This window comes from Nitrospira sp. (assembly GCA_030653545.1).
In the GTDB taxonomy this organism is placed as follows: Bacteria; Nitrospirota; Nitrospiria; order Nitrospirales; family Nitrospiraceae; genus Nitrospira_D.
Map to the genome: position 1 here is coordinate 78,284 of JAURZE010000009.1, position 17,084 is coordinate 95,367.

Annotated in this window: 7 protein-coding genes; 4 read left to right on the plus strand and 3 right to left on the minus strand. The window is 60.4% G+C overall.

What is annotated here, in order from left to right; translation table 11 throughout:
• Positions 1-15 precede the first annotated feature (15 nt).
• Entirely contained in the window at positions 16-1,872 is a 1,857-nt protein-coding gene (locus Q7U39_03405) for a ShlB/FhaC/HecB family hemolysin secretion/activation protein (protein ID MDO9116977.1), read from the minus strand.
• 317 nt (positions 1,873-2,189) lie between these two features.
• On the opposite strand from Q7U39_03405, the gene Q7U39_03410 reads away from it, so the two are divergent.
• The 4 genes from Q7U39_03410 to Q7U39_03425 all read left to right on the plus strand — a co-directional run bounded on the left by Q7U39_03410 (position 2,190) and on the right by Q7U39_03425 (position 15,409).
• On the plus strand, positions 2,190-3,080 hold the full coding sequence (locus Q7U39_03410; GenBank protein MDO9116978.1) for a type II secretion system protein N: 891 nt from the start codon (positions 2,190-2,192) through the stop codon (positions 3,078-3,080).
• 292 nt (positions 3,081-3,372) lie between these two features.
• Positions 3,373-4,185, plus strand: coding sequence for an outer membrane beta-barrel protein (locus Q7U39_03415; GenBank protein ID MDO9116979.1), 813 nt, complete (start codon positions 3,373-3,375; stop codon positions 4,183-4,185).
• A gap of 110 nt (positions 4,186-4,295) precedes the next feature.
• Complete coding sequence (locus tag Q7U39_03420; protein ID MDO9116980.1) at positions 4,296-5,786, plus strand: CYTH and CHAD domain-containing protein; 1,491 nt, start codon at positions 4,296-4,298, stop codon at positions 5,784-5,786.
• A gap of 869 nt (positions 5,787-6,655) precedes the next feature.
• Positions 6,656-15,409, plus strand: a complete 8,754-nt coding sequence (locus Q7U39_03425; GenBank protein ID MDO9116981.1) for a glucoamylase family protein — start codon at positions 6,656-6,658, stop codon at positions 15,407-15,409.
• Between the two features lie 68 nt (positions 15,410-15,477).
• On the opposite strand, the gene Q7U39_03430 is transcribed toward Q7U39_03425, so the two are convergent.
• Entirely contained in the window at positions 15,478-16,284 is an 807-nt protein-coding gene (locus Q7U39_03430; GenBank protein ID MDO9116982.1) for an RNA methyltransferase, read from the minus strand.
• A 54-nt stretch (positions 16,285-16,338) separates the two neighbouring features.
• Entirely contained in the window at positions 16,339-16,680 is a 342-nt protein-coding gene (locus Q7U39_03435) for a hypothetical protein (GenBank protein ID MDO9116983.1), read from the minus strand.
• Positions 16,681-17,084 lie beyond the last annotated feature (404 nt).

Genomic DNA, 17,084 nt, shown 5'->3' on the forward strand with positions numbered 1-17,084 from the left:
GTACGCCCTCCCTCGCTAGAATCCCACGCCGACGGAAAAATGGACGAACTGGTCGCCGCGCTGGGTCGTCAGCGTATCTCTTAACGCCCACCCTTGATCGACCTTCAACTCCCCCAGGTCCTTGGGGAACTTCACGCGAATGCCGAATCCGGTGCCTTCAAGCCTGAATCGCGGAGTCTGGCCGGGCTGCGGCTTCTCGGCCCACAGCTGGGCGGCATCGTAGAACGCGATGAGCCGCACCCGAACCGTGTAGTCCGAACTCTTGCGCCGCTGCCAGATGCGGTCGATCGGCACCGTCAAGAGTTCCGGTGTGGTAAGTTCCGCGCGCCCGCGCAGGGCATGATCGCCGATGACCTCAAAGTTGTCGTACCCTCGCACGGTGTCCATCCCGCCGGCGAAATACTGCTCCGCCGGAATCAAAGGCTGGCTGCCCCATTGCCCGTCCACATGTAACGCCAGCGTGAAGCCGACAGGCATCTCCTGCACGCGATCGATCCCGCCTTGCACGACCGCAAACGTGCCGGTCGATCCGACTCGCGCCTGTCCTGGCTCATTGAAATCATTGGGGTCTCCGGTGAAATCCCTCTTTCTCCCTCCGGGAATCATTCCGGCAATATAACCTCTTGCCGAGGCTGTCACTTTTGTAAGACCGGTGCGATCAGGCAGGAACCCTGTGTACGCGGCCGACATCGGGGTGTATTGGATGGGGCTCAACAGTGTCAGGGTCCCGAGCGGCTCAGGAAATTGTCCTGTGGTCCGTTCCAATCGTTTATAGTCCATCCCGATCGACAGCTGGTGCGTCCCCCACCCGCCTTCGGTCAGGGGAAACATGTATCGGACTCCGGCGATGGTCGCGTTACCGGCAAAGGTCACGTCTCCGCCCCCGATGCTCAAGGACCCTCCGGCCAACACCGACGAACTTTGCGCTTTGGATGCATAGACTGAGAGCAAATGACTCGGCCAAATGATCGGGAGGACGAAACTCGCTCCGTAGTTCTGTACGGCGCCCCAATCCGTCGGCGTTTGCACCGTGTTGACCGTCAGGATTTCGTCGCCGCCGAAGAGGTTGGTATGTTGCGCCTCGGCAATGAGCCGGTTTCGCGGCGTGGTGATAGGCCCTTTATTGTCGGCTTCCAGCTTTCCGTGCACCGGAAGACGATCGATCGTCTTGAGTTCGAGATTTACGGTCCCCGGTACGGATCCTAGCTTGAGAACAGGCGCGACTTTCAAATCGGGATTGCCGTTGAGCGCCGACAGTTCCTTGAGAAACGTCGGCTCATGAAGAAGCGCACCGGGCTGAACGGACGGCAATTTCCCCCGAATGTTTGACCACTCATAATGTTCGTTTCCTGTCACCGTGATTTCCATGAGCCGGCTTTCCAGAATCTGCAAGCGCACCACACCGTTTTCAATCGTCTGCTCGGGAAGAGTCACCAGTACCGTAGGGTAGCCGGCGTCGTGATAAAGTTTCTCCAGGTCGACCCGCGCTTTCTCCACATCCGCAATCTGCTTTTCGCCGCCTTTGTGGCGATCGAGCAGATTGTCGATCTTTGCCTGGTCCAGAATCGTATTCCCCTCGACGAGAAAAGTCGTGATCGCAAATCGCACGGCCTGCTGATCGATGGCAGGACTCGCATCCGGCATCGTCTCGGCGCGAGGAGTCTGTGGATCGCGGCGCGCCGGCGCATCGGATGCCGCCGTCGGTTGCGGCTGCCGCGACGCTCCCGACGAGTCCTTCAGCGCACCCGCTTGCAGCGCGCCCGCCTGCGCAGAGCTCCCCGATGGTTTGCGATTGTCGCGCGCCTCACTGACTCCGTTACCCGCGCTGCCCCACACCAGCACCCCGATCACAAGCCACCCCACCCTCTTCATGCGACATCGCTTTCCCCGAAGCCCGCGCGCTCCCGTGATGCCTCTCCGTCGTCGCATACCTTGCCGGCTATCTGATCCATCGCCACAATTTCTCCCATGAGGGCCCGTTCTCCCATGAGGGCCCGCGCCCCGACGAATCCCCCGGTTCGGGGATCTTCGCCGTCTAGAGGTACCGGCGGGATGTTACGGAATTGTTATCGAGTAATTGGTGGGTTGTTAATTCGTCTCGCGGGAGCCCTCAACCCCTTGTGAGCTCGACCGGCGCAGACTAGGATGCGCTCATCATTTTTTCGGCGAGGCTCGGACAATCGGACCATATGAACACACAGTGGCTCACTCCCAAGCGTATCGTCGTCGCCGTCTACCTCTGCCTGTGCGGCTCCGTGGTCGCCCACTCGGCGAACGCCCTGGTCTCCAACTCACTCTATCTGCCGCCGGATCGATCCCCTTCCTCCATCCCGGCGCCAGGCGCTTCCTCCGACCCTGATCCCGCAGACACACCTCAACAATCGATCAAGGTGATTCTTCAGAGCGGCCTCTTCCTTCTTCCTCCCGGCGCGAGCCTGGAGTCGGCCGGTAGCGCTCTGCCGCCCCCGCCCCCGCCCCCGCCGCTCGATGTGGCCAGAAAAGTCTCGCTGTCCGGAACCGTGCGGGGTGCGCAACGCGGTATGATGGCGATCCTCGAAGACCTGGCCTCCAAGAAACAGAGTCTGTACCGCCTGGGCGAGGCCGTTCCCAACGTGGGCGAGCTGGCGGCGATTGAAAAAGACCGGGTGCTGTTTCGAGAAGGGACTCGCGAAGAATGGCTGGAGCTGGGCGCTGTCCATACCAGTCATGGGGTTGCGCCAGGCACCGCCCTTCCACCGCCGATCCCGACGCCGGCGATCCCTCAGCGGCGCGTGCTCGATCGCCGCGAAATCGACGCCGCCCTGTCCGACACGACCCGCCTCCTGACGCAGGCGCAGGCGGTGCCCTATCTCACGGACGGAAAGCTGGACGGGTTCCGCCTCTACAGCGTGATGCCGCTGGGGTTCTTCGACAAGATCGGCCTGCAAACCAACGACGTGCTGCAACGCATCAACGGTGTGGAGCTGCGCGATCCCGGCATGCTGTTGTCGCTCTTTCAGCAACTGCGGAACGAGCGGACCATTCGCGTCGATCTCGTCCGCAATACTCAGCGACAGACGTTGACTTACGACATTCGCTAGCAGGCTGTTGAAACTGTCCGCCAGCGGCGTTCTCGCCGCACTCAGAGGCTCACCGTACCACAAGGGTACGCCTCGCCTCTTCGCTGGCTGCGGCCTTGCTGGACGGCCTTTTTGAACAGCCTGCCAGACCGCTCCCTCTCCGACTGCCTCTTCTTTTCTACTCCGTACTCATGCACGTCGCCGCAAGGGCAATTTAACGGGAACTTAATCTCACCGTAATGGCATCGTCATGGGTTGCAGATTATTGTGCGCCCGTATCATTTCATCGCTTCATTCTTCACAGGAGTTCCCGATGACCAGCGCTTCCCGCACCATTCTCTGTATCGGAATGATGACCCTCTCCGGTCTCTTCGGCCTTACGCCGGCACCGATCGGCACCGCGCACGCCGAGTGGTACGTGGCCGGATACGGCGGCATCAGCGCTCCCCAATCCTTGAAAAATGTCGCGATGGATACCTTCGGTCTCACCCAAGACCGCAACCTCTTCACAGGCGCATTTCAGACCCCTCCTGTCGGATCCGTAACGCAATCCTTTCGCACCTCGGATGTGCATTTGAAACAGTCTCCGATCTTCGGCGGGAAAACGGGGTATTTTTTCAGCGATGAAGGGCTCAGATGGCTCGGTGTCGAATTGGAAGCCTTTTCCACTCAAGCCACCATCAGACAACAGACGCTATCGACCACTCACGATGTTACGTACTTACCCAACAGCCCTGACCTCAATCCCGGCACTTGTATATTAGGCAGTAACTGTCAAATTCAGCGGCGCATCAACGGCACACTGGCGCTCCAGGAGGAGTCCCTGCGGCTGATTACCCTGGCCTTCAACGTGATCGCGCGTTATCCGGGAGAAGTCTTCCAACCCTATGTCGGGGTCGGTGTCGGTGGTTTTTATTTCAAAGGGGGCAACCAATTTAACGGACGCCAGGTCGTTCCCGGACTCAACCTCCAGGCCGGAGTGCAGATCTTGATGGCCGAGGAATGGGGATTTTTTGTGGAAGGGAAATATAATCGCGCGACTCTGACGAACTTCGATCCAGGCTTTGGCCTCAGTGCCGAATATAGCGCTTTCAACGCCGTCGCCGGACTGGCGTTTCACTTCTGATTCAAACATTCTCCCGCTTCGTTGACCGGGCTCTCATCTCCCGCACGCGACATCTCCATCGTAATCGGCTATCATCCCGTCATTCGTTGCCGGTTAGGATGAGGGATCTTATGATGGCTCGCTCTACTACCGATCCTCCTGTTCGCGCTCGCTCTCGTACCCTGACCTCGACCATCGAGCGCGAGATCAAGCTCTGCGTCGAACCCGATTTCCGCCTGCCGGCGGTGCCAGGCGGAGTCCCGCTGCCCCGGCGGCTTCTGACCTCCGTCTACTACGACACCGCCGCGCACGATCTCGCACAGGCGCGCATCACCCTTCGTCACCGGACAGAGGGGGGCAAACGCAGCTGGCAGCTGAAGATTCCCCTGGGCCCAGACCGGCAGGAGGTGGAAGTCACCGATCGGCACGATGAGCCGCCGGCGATGTTTCGAGAACTGCTCGCGCTCCATCTGGGAACCGGCCAACTCCTCCCCGTCGCCACCCTGCGGGTCTGGCGGACGGGACTGCGTGTTCAGCGCCGCGGCGTGCCGGTGGCCGAGATCGCCCTCGACAGTGTGGCGGTTTTAACGAACGGCTGCGTCACCCAACGGTTTCGCGAATTGGAAATCGAGCAACGGGGCCCCGACGCTACGGCGCTGGAAGAACTCGAACCACTGCTCCGTCGCGCCGGCGCGCGCGATCATGACGGCCGCCCCAAACTCTTTCGCGCGCTCTCCCTGGCGGTCCCGGCCCCCGATGAGCCGCCGACGCCGGACGCCCCGATCGCAATGCATGTGCGGTGGGCCTTGGCACAACAGGTCCGCTGGCTCCTCGCCCACGATCCCGGTACCAGGCTCGGCACGGAGCCTGAGAGCTTGCATCAGATGCGCGTCGCAGCACGCCGGCTGCGCGCCATGCTGCGCGCGGCCCGGCCCGTGCTCTTGCCCGACTGGGCGGCCTCGCTTCAAGGCGAACTGTCCTGGCTCGGCCAGGTGCTTGGACCAGCGCGCGATCTGGACGTGCAGATCGCCTACTTTGCTGAAGCCGCCGCAGGGCTCGATGCCTGGGACCGAACATTGTTGGCGCGTCTGGTCGAGCAACTGCGCTCCCAGCGGGAACAGGTACACCAAGGGCTCCTCACCGAGCTCAATAGTGCGCGGTACGTTGAGCTCACCCGTCGGGTCCAACAGGCTGCCCACGATCCGGCCATGGTGGAATCTCCGCTCACCTTGCTTGAACTGGCGAGTCAGGAGTTTAAGAAGCTGCGGCGGGCCGTCCGGCAGCTGGGAACCTCGCCGAAAGATGCGGCGCTGCATGAGGTCCGCATCAAGACGAAGCGAGCGCGGTACGCCGCGGAGCTGGCTTTGAGGTCCGTCGGGAAACCCGCCGCGCGGTTTATCAAGCGGGCCAGGGCAGTCCAAGACTTGTTAGGCTCCTACCAGGATGCGGTCCAGGCTGAGGTGAACCTGCGCGCGTTTCTCAAAGACGCAACGACTGTCCGTGCAGGATTCGTCATCGGGCGCCTGGTCGAACGCCAGCGCGCACGGCGCGAGACCGTAAGAAAGGAACTGGCTTTCTTGATGCAACGCCTCCTCAAACAGGGGAAAACCAGCTGGGGATAACCTCCCCTCTCGCCCAAACGCGTTATTCCTTCATCCTCGTGCCGGTTTTGCGCTGGTCTGCGCGCAAACACAGAATCAAACGAATTGTCCTGAAAAGGCCAGTGTCGACCGTTCGATGCTGTCCCTCGGCACCACTTATACAACCTCCAGCCCAATGTCACAGACCCTCTCCTTGCCATAACTGGTACGTCTCACCCATCCGGATACGATACGCTTCGCTCCAGCGTCATGACACGATTCAACCCCGCGCCATACTGATTGACTCCTACACTCAATGCGTCCAGGGTAAACTTGTCCCGTGCGACGCGCTTCGCTGACTGTCCTATCTCTTACGCTTCCGACTCCTTCCCAGCGTGATCGATTCATCAGTCTCCGCCGCTCCGATCCCATAGTTTCTCTGAAGGATTATGTGTCTGATGTTTAGGCTTGGTGGCTGGCGTTCCCTTTATGGGTCTGCATAGATTTTGAGCCACGTGAGTCCGACCTGCTGGTCGCCTGAATTCTTGATACTGAGCAATTTTGACCAGAGAGCCGACGGCCATCGGGATAAATATACGCGTGAGAAGATTTCGTAATGTGGTGCTTGATCAAGCACCACATTACGGAGCGATTCCTACAGGTTAGGTACATTATTAAGACGTTCCCCCATACAAGGTCTAGGTTAACAACAGAACCTTCCTGGATTTCTAAGGCCTGGCTTCAACGAGGCTCTGCACAAAGAACGGCACGAGCAGCGATTCAAGAACGTCTCACAATCGCGGCTCAACCCTGCCTACACAGCAGGGCTCGATCTTCAGCCGCTCATTGCACGCCGACGAACGCACCCTGGCCTGCGCAAAACCCCCTCATCCAAGAAAGAGACCTAACACGTGACGGTACGCAGCAAGATTAATCTCGGGAACCTGCTCCATTCGAGGGCCAGCTTCCCTGAAAACGACTTAGCCGAACAGTACGCCGGCGGTGAGCCTCCACTGCGTTCGGAGCTCTTCAGCGCCGACCAGATGGAGCAGCACGGCAAAACCCTGGCCGGTCTCCACCAGTTGAGCCAGGGCCAGGCTCCGGACCGGCTCCTGAGCCGGCTGGCTGAGAATGAAGGCGTCCTGATCGGAGTCCGCGATCTGTTGGCGGAAGCAGTGAAGGCGACCCGCCGGATTACGCCGGCAGGAGAATGGCTGCTCGATAACTTCTATCTCATTGAAGAGCAGATCCGGCTGGCCAAGCGGCATCTGCCCAAAGGCTACAGCCGCGAACTTCCCTACTTGCTGAATGGCTCATCGGCCGGGCTTCCGCGCGTCTATGACATCGCGCTGGAAACGATCGCGCACGGTGACGGACGCGTCGATCCGGGAAGCCTCAGCAGCTTCGTCGCGGCATACCAGACGATTACCGGCCTTACACTAGGCGAATTATGGGCGATCCCGATCATGCTCCGCCTGGCATTGATCGAGAATCTCCGGCGCGCGGCCACGCGAATGGCCGCCCATAGGATCGACCGCAATCGCGCCGACTTCTGGGCGGATCAGATGATGGAGATCGCGGAGAAAGATCCGAAGAGCCTCATTCTGGTGATCGCCGACATGGCACGGTCCAGCCCGCCGATGGCGAGTGCGTTTGTGGCGGAGTTCGCCCGCCGGCTGCAGGGCCAGAGCCCGGCGCTGGCATGGCCGCTTACCTGGATCGAACAGCGGCTCTCCGAATCCGGACTGACGATTGAGCAGTCGGTGCAATCGGAGAATCAACAGCAGGCCGTCGACCAGGTCTCCATCAGCAACAGCATCGGCAGCCTCCGATTTCTGGGGTCGATGGACTGGCGCACGTTCGTTGAGACGATGAGCGTCGTCGAACAGACCCTGCGCGAGGATCCTGCCGCAGCCTACGGCGCGATGGATTTTGCCACCCGCGATCACTATCGCCACGCGGTGGAGCATATGGCCAAGAGCAGCCGGCTCTCGGAAAGCGAGATCGCGCGCCAGGCCATCCAGCTGGCACAGCAGCGCGCGACAGAAAGCGGGAGCGACCGTCGAGAAACGCATGTGGGTTTCTATCTGATCGGCAGAGGAATGCCGCAGCTTGAACGAATGGTCGGGGTACGACTTTCCAGAGCCGAGGTGTTACAGCGGACAATCGGACGATGTCCGTCGCTCCTCTATGTCGGCACGATCGGATTATTGTCCCTGCTCTTCACCGCCGCCTTACTGTTACAGGCCTATTCCAGGGACGTGGACGGTTGGTTGCTGGCAGTGGTCGGACTCCTCTCGCTCCTCTGTACGAGCCAACTGGCGGTCACAGTGGTCAACTGGCTGGCAACCGTGCTGGTCACGCCACATGCGCTCCCGCGCCTGGACTTCTCCAAAGGCATTCCCCCGGATTCGCGCACACTGGTCGTGGTTCCGACCATGCTCAGCAGCGCCGAACAGATCGAGCATCTCATCGAGGCGCTCGAAGTCCGATTCCTGGCCAATCGGGACAGCCATTTGCACTTTTCCCTGTTGACCGACTTCCGGGACGCGCAAGAAGAAACGGTCCCGGAAGACGCGCCCCTGTTGCGGCTGGCTCGGGAGCGGATCGAGCAACTCAATGCCAAGTACAAGGAGACGACTCAGGAGGCCTTCTTCCTCTTTCATCGGCCGCGCCGTTGGAATCCCGGGGAGCGGGTGTGGATGGGATATGAACGGAAGCGCGGAAAGCTTGCCGACCTCAACCAGCTTTTACGGGGCAGCGCGGCAGATCGCTTTTCGCTGGTTGTCGGAGACACGGCGGTCTTATCGGCCGTCAAGTATGTAATCACTCTGGACACCGATACGCAATTGCCGCGCGATGCCGCACACCAGTTTGTGGGCACCATGGCGCACCCCTTGAACCGCCCACGGTACGATGAAGAGAAGCAGCGGGTCTGCGATGGATACGGCATTCTGCAGCCACGCGTCGCCGTCAGCCTGCCGGGCACGAACCGGTCGCGTTATGCGCGACTCAACGGGAGCGATCCCGGGATCGATCCCTATACCCGCGCCATCTCTGATGTGTACCAGGACTTGTTCGGTGAAGGTTCATTCATCGGCAAGGGCATCTATGAGGTGGAGGCATTCGAACGCTCCCTGACCGGACGCTTCCCTGAGAATACGATTCTCAGCCATGATCTGCTCGAAGGGACCTACGCGCGAGCGGGACTCTTGAGCGATGTGCACCTCTACGAAGAATATCCCTCCTGCTACAGCTTGGACGTGAGCCGGCGGTATCGCTGGATCCGCGGAGACTGGCAGCTCGCAGGATGGCTGCTGCCGCGCGTTCCAGGCCCTGGCGCAACCCGCCTCAAGAATCCGCTCTCCGGACTCTCCCGATGGAAGCTCTTCGACAACCTTCGACGGAGCCTCGTACCCGCCGCATTAACCCTCCTCTTGTTGCTGGGCTGGACCGTCTTATCCCCGATCTGGCTCTGGACCCTATCGGTGATCGGAATCATCCTGATCCCCCCATTCCTTGCCATTATCCTCAACATGCTTCAGAAGCCGGAAGACGTGTTACCGGAGCAGCATGCCGCCGTTGCGATCCGTGCGGCCGGCCGCCACGTGGTTCAGACGGTACTGACGGTCACGTTCCTTCCCTACGAGGCGTTCTACAGTGTGGATGCCATTGTGCGCACGATCTGGCGGATGGCGGTCACGCATACCCGACTGCTCGAATGGAATCCATCGAGCAATCAAGACCTCGATCGGCGCACAGACCTCGTCGCCTACGGCCGGATGATGTGGATCGGGCCCGTTCTTGCCGCGGCTTCGGCGATGTATCTGTCGCTGGAGGAAACCGCTTCGTTGGATGTGGCGGTCCCCATTCTGGGTCTCTGGCTTGCCTCCCCCGCTGTCGCGTGGTGGATCAGCCAGCCGATCACTCGCCCCGAAGTACATCTGACGACCGACCAGACAATCTTTCTCAGGAAGCTGGCCCGAAAGACCTGGGCATTCTTCGAGCAATTCGTCGGAGCGGACGATCATTGGCTGCCGCCGGATAATTTTCAGGAGCACCCGGTCGCCGTCGTCGCCCATCGCACGTCGCCGACCAATATGGGTCTCGCGTTGCTGGCCAACTTATCCGCGTACGACTTCGGTTATATCTCGGCAGGACAACTCATCGAACGCACGACAAATGCGCTGCGCACGATGGGCGGCTTAGAGCGGCATCGACGCCACTTCTACAATTGGTACGACACGCAAACGCTGAAACCCCTGCTGCCAACCTATGTGTCGACGGTGGATAGCGGAAACCTTGCCGGCCACTTGCTGACATTGCGGCCGGCCCTGCTCGCGCTCCCCGATCAGAAGATCCTGGGACCGCGATTCCTTGACGGACTCAGCGACACTCTCGGAACTCTCAAGGAGACGGCTGGAGAACCGGCTCAAGCCCTCCTGGCCAAATTCCAGAAGCAGCTGGAGGCAGCCGTTGAATCCAAGCCGGCCACGCTCACGGCGGCCCGGCTCTGCCTTGACCGGCTGACGACCACCGCAGAAGAGATACTCGCATCCTTGAAGGGCGCCCCTGAAAGCCGCGCAACCTGGTGGGCTCACGCGCTCAACCGGCAATGCAGGGATGTCCTCGACGACCTCATGTTTCTTGCCCCCTGGGCCCTGCTGTCGGCTTCACAGAGTCGGCTCAGCGAATGTGGCGATATCGATGTGATCCCGACGTTGCGTGAATTGGCGCGGCTTGACCTCTCCTGCCTGCACGCCATCGAGTATCGCATGGGCCCGGAAGCGATGCCGGAGGAGCGCACCTGGGTCAGTAACCTTCAAGGGCTCATCGCGAAGGCCAGCCAGCGCGCCAGAGAGAGAATCTCGACGCTGGAAGAGCTCGCCCGTCAGGCCAGTCACTTCGCCGCCGTAGACTACGACTTTCTGTATGACAAGACCTGTCATCTCCTGGCGATCGGCTACAACGTCGGCGACCGCCGACGGGACGCGAGTTATTACGACCTGCTGGCCTCGGAAGCCAGATTATGCAACTTCGTAGCCATTGCGCAGGGGCAACTGCCGCAAGAAAGCTGGTTTGCGCTCGGGCGGCTCCTCACGACCGCCGGTGGGGGACCGGTCCTCATCTCATGGAGCGGATCGATGTTCGAATACCTCATGCCGCTGTTGGTGATGCCGACGTACGACAACACCCTGCTCGACCAGACCTGCAAGGCAGCGGTGGAGCGGCAGATCGCCTACGGAAAACAGCGCGGCGTCCCGTGGGGAATTTCGGAATCCGGCTACAACACGATCGACGTGCATCTGAACTACCAATATCGGGCGTTCGGGGTGCCCGGGCTGGGACTGAAACGCGGGCTTGCCGACGATGTCGTGATTGCGCCCTATGCCACGGCGCTTGCGCTGATGGTGGCGCCGGAAGACGCCTGCGTGAATTTGCAGCGACTCGCCGAAGAAGGCGCCGAGGGACAGTTCGGATTCTATGAAGCCATCGACTACACGCCTTCCCGTCTCCCACGCGGCCAATCGAGCGCGGTGATTCGGTCCTACATGGCCCATCACGAGGGCATGAGCTTGCTCGCCCTGGCCTACCTGCTCCTCGACCGTCCCATGCAAAAACGATTCGATTCGGATCCATTGTTTCAGGCAACCACGCTGTTGCTCCAGGAGCGAATTCCGAAGGCAACGGCATTTTATTCGCATACCGCCGAGCTCTCCGACATACGGACGACCTCGGGCGACGCAGAAATGCCGGTGCGCCGGTTCACCAGCCCGCACACCGCGATTCCTGAAGTGCATTTATTGTCGAACGGTCGATACCACGTGATGATCACGAACGCGGGGGGTGGATACAGTCGCTGGAAGGATCTCGCCGTCACCCGCTGGCGCGAAGACAGCACCCGAGACAACTGGGGCACATTCTGTTACCTCCGCGACGTGGAGAGCGGGGCCTTCTGGTCCACGGCCTATCAGCCGACGCTTCAATCGCCGGCGAGCTACGAAGTCATCTTTTCAGAGGGACGGGCTGAGTTTCGCCGGCGGGACCAGGATATCGAGACCTACACCGAAATCGTGGTATCGCCGGAAGATGATATCGAACTGCGTCGGACCCGCATTACCAATGACTCGCAGACCCGCCGCACGATCGAAATCACGAGTTACGCGGAAGTCGTCCTCGCCTCGTCGGCCTCGGACGCACTGCATCCCGCGTTCAGCAACCTCTTCGTGCAAACCGAAATCATTCGCGAACGGCACGCGATCCTCTGTACGCGCCGGCCCCGCTCCGCCAACGAACACGCGCCATGGATGTGCCACCTCATGGCCGTGCATGGAGCATCCACCGAAGCCATGTCGTACGAGACGGACCGCCTACAATTTATCGGGCGCGGTCGCACCGCCGCCGATCCACAGGCGCTGCACGGCTCCGGCGGACAATCAGAAGGGCACCGGCAAACGGCGCTCTCCGGTCGTGAAGGCTCCGTGCTTGACCCGATTGTCGCCATCCGTTGTCAGGTCACCCTCGATCCGGATGAGTCGGTCACCATTGATCTCATGTCCGGCATCGGGGACAGCCGCGAGATCTGCCTGGGCCTGGTCGAAAAATATCACGATCGGCGCCTTGCCGACCGGGTGTTCGATCTGGCCTGGACTCATAGCCAGGTCGTCATGCGGCAACTGAATGCCACGGAAGCCGACGCGCAACTCTATGGCCGCCTGGCCAACTCAATCCTGTATGCGAATGCCTCTTTGCGGGCCGACCCGAGCGACCTGATCAAAAACCGCCGCGGACAATCGGGACTCTGGGGCTACGCCATCTCAGGCGATTTGCCGATCGTGTTGCTCCAGATCGGAGACCCGGCCAATATCGACCTGGTCCGTCAACTCGTCCAGGCCCATGCCTACTGGCGCTCCAAGGGGCTGGCCGTCGACCTGGTGATCTGGAACGAAGATCATGCCGGTTATCGCCAGCTGCTCCACGAACAAATCATGGGGCTGATTGCCGCGGGCGTTGAAGCCCATGTCATCGATCGACCGGGGGGCATCTTCGTCCGGCCTGCGGAGCAGATTTCGAACGAGGACCGCATCCTGCTCCAATCAGTCGCGCGCGCGATCATTAGCGACCGGCGAGGATCGCTGGAAGGCCAGATGACCCGTCGCGGCCATACGGAAAACGCCATACCCCGGCTGACGCCTATCCGGACCCGCCGTCCTGAACCCGAACCATCTCCTGCGTTGCCACGCCACGACCTCACGTGCTTCAACGGGCTGGGGGGATTTACCTCCAACGGGCGCGAGTACGTCATCACCACCACGCACGGGCAGGTGACGCCGGCACCGTGGGTGAATGTCCTGGCCAATCCCAACTTCGGCACCGTCATCTCGGAGAGCGGCCAAGCCTATACCTGGAGCGAAAACGCTCACGAGTTCCGCCTCACCCCGTGGCACAACGACCCGGTGAGCGACACGAGCGGAGAGGCCTTCTACCTCCGCGACGAAGAGAGAGGCCACTTCTGGTCCCCCACGCCGCTTCCAAGCCGCGGAGCGACCGCGTACGTCAGCCGGCACGGCTTCGGCTATAGCGTCTTCGAACATACGGAACGCGGCATCCGGTCGGAGCTGTGGGTGTACGTGGCGCTGGATGCCTCGGTCAAGTTCATGGTGCTCAAGGTGCGGAACGAATCAGGCCGCGCGCGCAAATTGTCTGCGACAGGGTACGTGGAATGGGTGCTGGGAGACCTGCGGCCGAAATCGACGATGCACGTCGTCACTGAATTGGACCCTGCGAGCGGGGCTGTCTTCGCGCGAAATTCCTATAACACGGAGTTCGGCGGACGGGTGGCCTTCTTTGATGTCGACGAGACGGCTCGATCCGTCAGCGGCGACCGGACCGAGTTTATCGGGCGAAACGGCACGCTTCGCAATCCCGCCGCGATGACCCGGTTACGGCTGTCCGGGAAAGTCGGAGCCGGGCTCGATCCCTGCACAGCCATCCACGTTCCCTTCGAGTTAGCCGGTGGACAAGAGCGTGAGATCATCTTCAGACTCGGCATTGGACGAACTGCCGATGAGGCCAAAAAGTCCGTACAGCGATTCCGGGGACCGGCTGCCGCCCGTGCTGCGCTCGACGCGGTGCAACGACACTGGAGGCACACGCTGAACGCCGTGCAGGTGGAGACACCCGACCAGTCACTCAATATGCTGACGAATGGCTGGCTCTTGTACCAGACGCTCGCCTGCCGGCTGTGGGCGCGGAGCGGATACTATCAATCGGGAGGGGCGTTTGGGTTCCGCGATCAACTCCAAGACACCATGGCGCTCATCCACACCGAACCGCACCTCGCGCGCGAACACCTCCTCCTCTGCGCAGCCAGACAGTTTCAGGAAGGGGATGTACAGCACTGGTGGCACCCTCCCTCAGGCCGAGGCGTGCGTACCCGTTGTTCGGACGATTACCTCTGGTTACCCCTGGCCACATGCCGTTACGTGCTCAGCACAGGTGACACCGGGGTCTTGGACCAGACACCTATCCACTTCGTCGAAGGCCGCCCCTTGAACCAGGAGGAAGACTCGTACTTCGATCTACCGATCCGGTCTGAACAATCGGCCACTTTGTACGAACACTGCGTGCGAGCTATTCGAAAAGGTCTCACCCGCGGCACGCATGGCCTCCCGCTCATCGGCTCCGGGGACTGGAACGACGGGATGGACATGGTCGGCAAGCACGGCACGGGCGAGAGCATCTGGTTGGGGTTTTTCCAATATGACGTGCTCACGCAATTCGCCACGCTGGCGCACCTGCGCGGAGACCTTTCGTTCGCCGAACGTTGCCGGCAGGAAGCCGCCGATCTGCGTCAGAATATCGAGCTGCACGGCTGGGATGGCGCATGGTATTTGCGCGCCTACTTTGATGATGGCTCGCCGCTGGGGTCTGCAACGAATCCCGAATGTCAGATTGATTCGGTTGCGCAAAGCTGGTCGGTGCTCTCCGGGGCCGGAAACGCCCTACGCTCGCGCACCGCGATGGACGCGGTGGACCGGCGCCTCGTGCGCCGAGACTCTGCGCTGATCCAACTGCTGGATCCGCCGTTCGACAAGTCAGCGTTGAACCCCGGTTACATCAAAGGATACGTGCCGGGGGTACGAGAAAATGGAGGCCAATATACGCATGCGGCCATCTGGGCGGCGATGGCGTTCGCCGCATTGGGAGAGCGGCAACGCGCATGGGAACTGCTGACCATGATCAACCCGGTCAACCATGCGAGATCTCCGGAGGAGACTGCGACGTACAAGGTCGAACCGTACGTCGTCGCGGCCGACGTCTATGCAGTCTCCCCGCATACCGGCCGCGGTGGATGGACCTGGTACACCGGCTCAGCCGGGTGGCTGTACCGGCTCATCGTCGAATCACTGCTCGGGCTGAAGCTGGAAGTCGATAAACTACGCGTGACTCCGTGCATCCCTGCCGACTGGAAAGGATTCACGCTGCACTACCGATACCGGGAGACCATGTACCATATTACGGTCTTACAAATCGTTGCCGTGAACGGCAAAACCAGTGTGACAGTGGACGGTGTCGAGCAACAGGATCCGACCATTCCGCTTACGGATGACCGACAAGAACACTCGGTTGAAGTAAGAATTCGACCGGCTGTCAGTGAATAGGGGAACCCGCCACACACTGCATCTTCTCGCCGTCACTATGATCGAAAAGGAGACCGCAGCTGCGACGGTTATCGTGCGACAGGAAGTCCGCTGAAGTAGTACGAAGAGATGGCGGCGGTTGTGGCGACGTTGAGGGAGTCGATCCCTCCGGCTAAAGAAATGGAGTATCTGTGCGGCGATGCGGCGATGGAGGCAGGGAGCAAGCCCTGGCTCTCATTCCCTACTGCAATGATGGATCGAGATGCGCGCGCTGTAATACTTCTGAGATCAACGGCCTCAGGCGACGATACGACGGCGGCATAGAGGACGCACCCTGAGGCTATCAGCGAAGACAGCTCGGCTCCTTGAAACACCGGAAGTGCGAGAATCGCTCCGGCTGTGCCCCGCACTACCTTCGGATGAAAACAGTCGACCGAGTCATGACTGAGCCAGACACCTGACAGACCAAGCCCCGCGGCGGTTCGGATGATCGTGCCGACATTCGTTGGATCTTGTAGGTGTTCGCCATACACACCCAAGACTCGCTTCTGAGCTAACACTTCGCCCTCATTCCATTTCGGCGATCGGACAACCGCGAGAATTCCCTGCGGCACGTCTACATCAGAGAGCTTCTCAAAGGTCTCCTCCGGACAGGAATATTGCGTAGCCCGCAATGCGTTCCGAGCAGCGCGGCTCTCCTGGTCTTCCAGCTCAAGGTATCGGGTTGAAACCGTGAGGCTGACGATCTGTGCCGAAAAAGAATGAATGAGATCGCGACAGGCGTGAGCCCCTTCGATGACGAAGGCGCCTTCACTGAGACGTGACTTCTTGTCCTGGAGGAGATGCCGAACTAACGATCCCTGGGCACGAGTAAGAGGGCGGAGCAGAGCAGACACGTTCGACCCTCTTACCCTACTGAGCCAGGCCCGTAGAGAAACCCTGACAGAGAACTACCGCCGCTTCCGCTCGGACGCGGCTTCTGCGGCACGAATCCGCTGAGCCCTCGCCTTGGCGCGCTTGAGGAGCGTGAGCTTCCCGCGCGTGCGATCCTGCTCAGTCTGTAGCTTTTCGAGCTGTGACTTCAGATGGGCCTTCTCTTGTTTATGCAAATCCGCGCATTCGGCTTTCGAGAGCAGCTTCCAATCGCCCGTATTGCCTGCCCGCTTTATCCGAGCATCCAGCGATTCGCGAAGCTGGCGCGCCCGCATCGTCATGAGTGATTTCAGGGCCTGCTGGCGCCGCTGCACTTCTTCTTCTTCGGCCATAATGCCACGAATGTCCGTTCCCAACATGTTCCCGCCCTCCTTCAAAGACCTAAGTTCGAACGGGCATATTGTACCTGAATTCACCTCTCACCTGCCACCAGGTAAAAATAGATGTAAGACATTGATACATATGAATTTTCACGAATTCGTATCCTTGAGACGCTTGCGGCAGAATCCGGACTTCTATATCATCCGCACATGCCAATCGGCGCACTCATACAGGCCTGGAGGCTTTCTCGAAACCAATCGATTGAAGCACTCTCAAAGACCGCCGGCATCTCGACGGCTCAGCTAGTGTAGTGATACATAAATAGCTTTACTTATTATACCGTACGGGTATACTCCTCCCCAAGAGGAGGACTGGCCTATGCGCATTGCCCCGTCCCTGCAGCTGACTGATCCCGAACGCCAGCAACTGGCGCAGTGGGCGC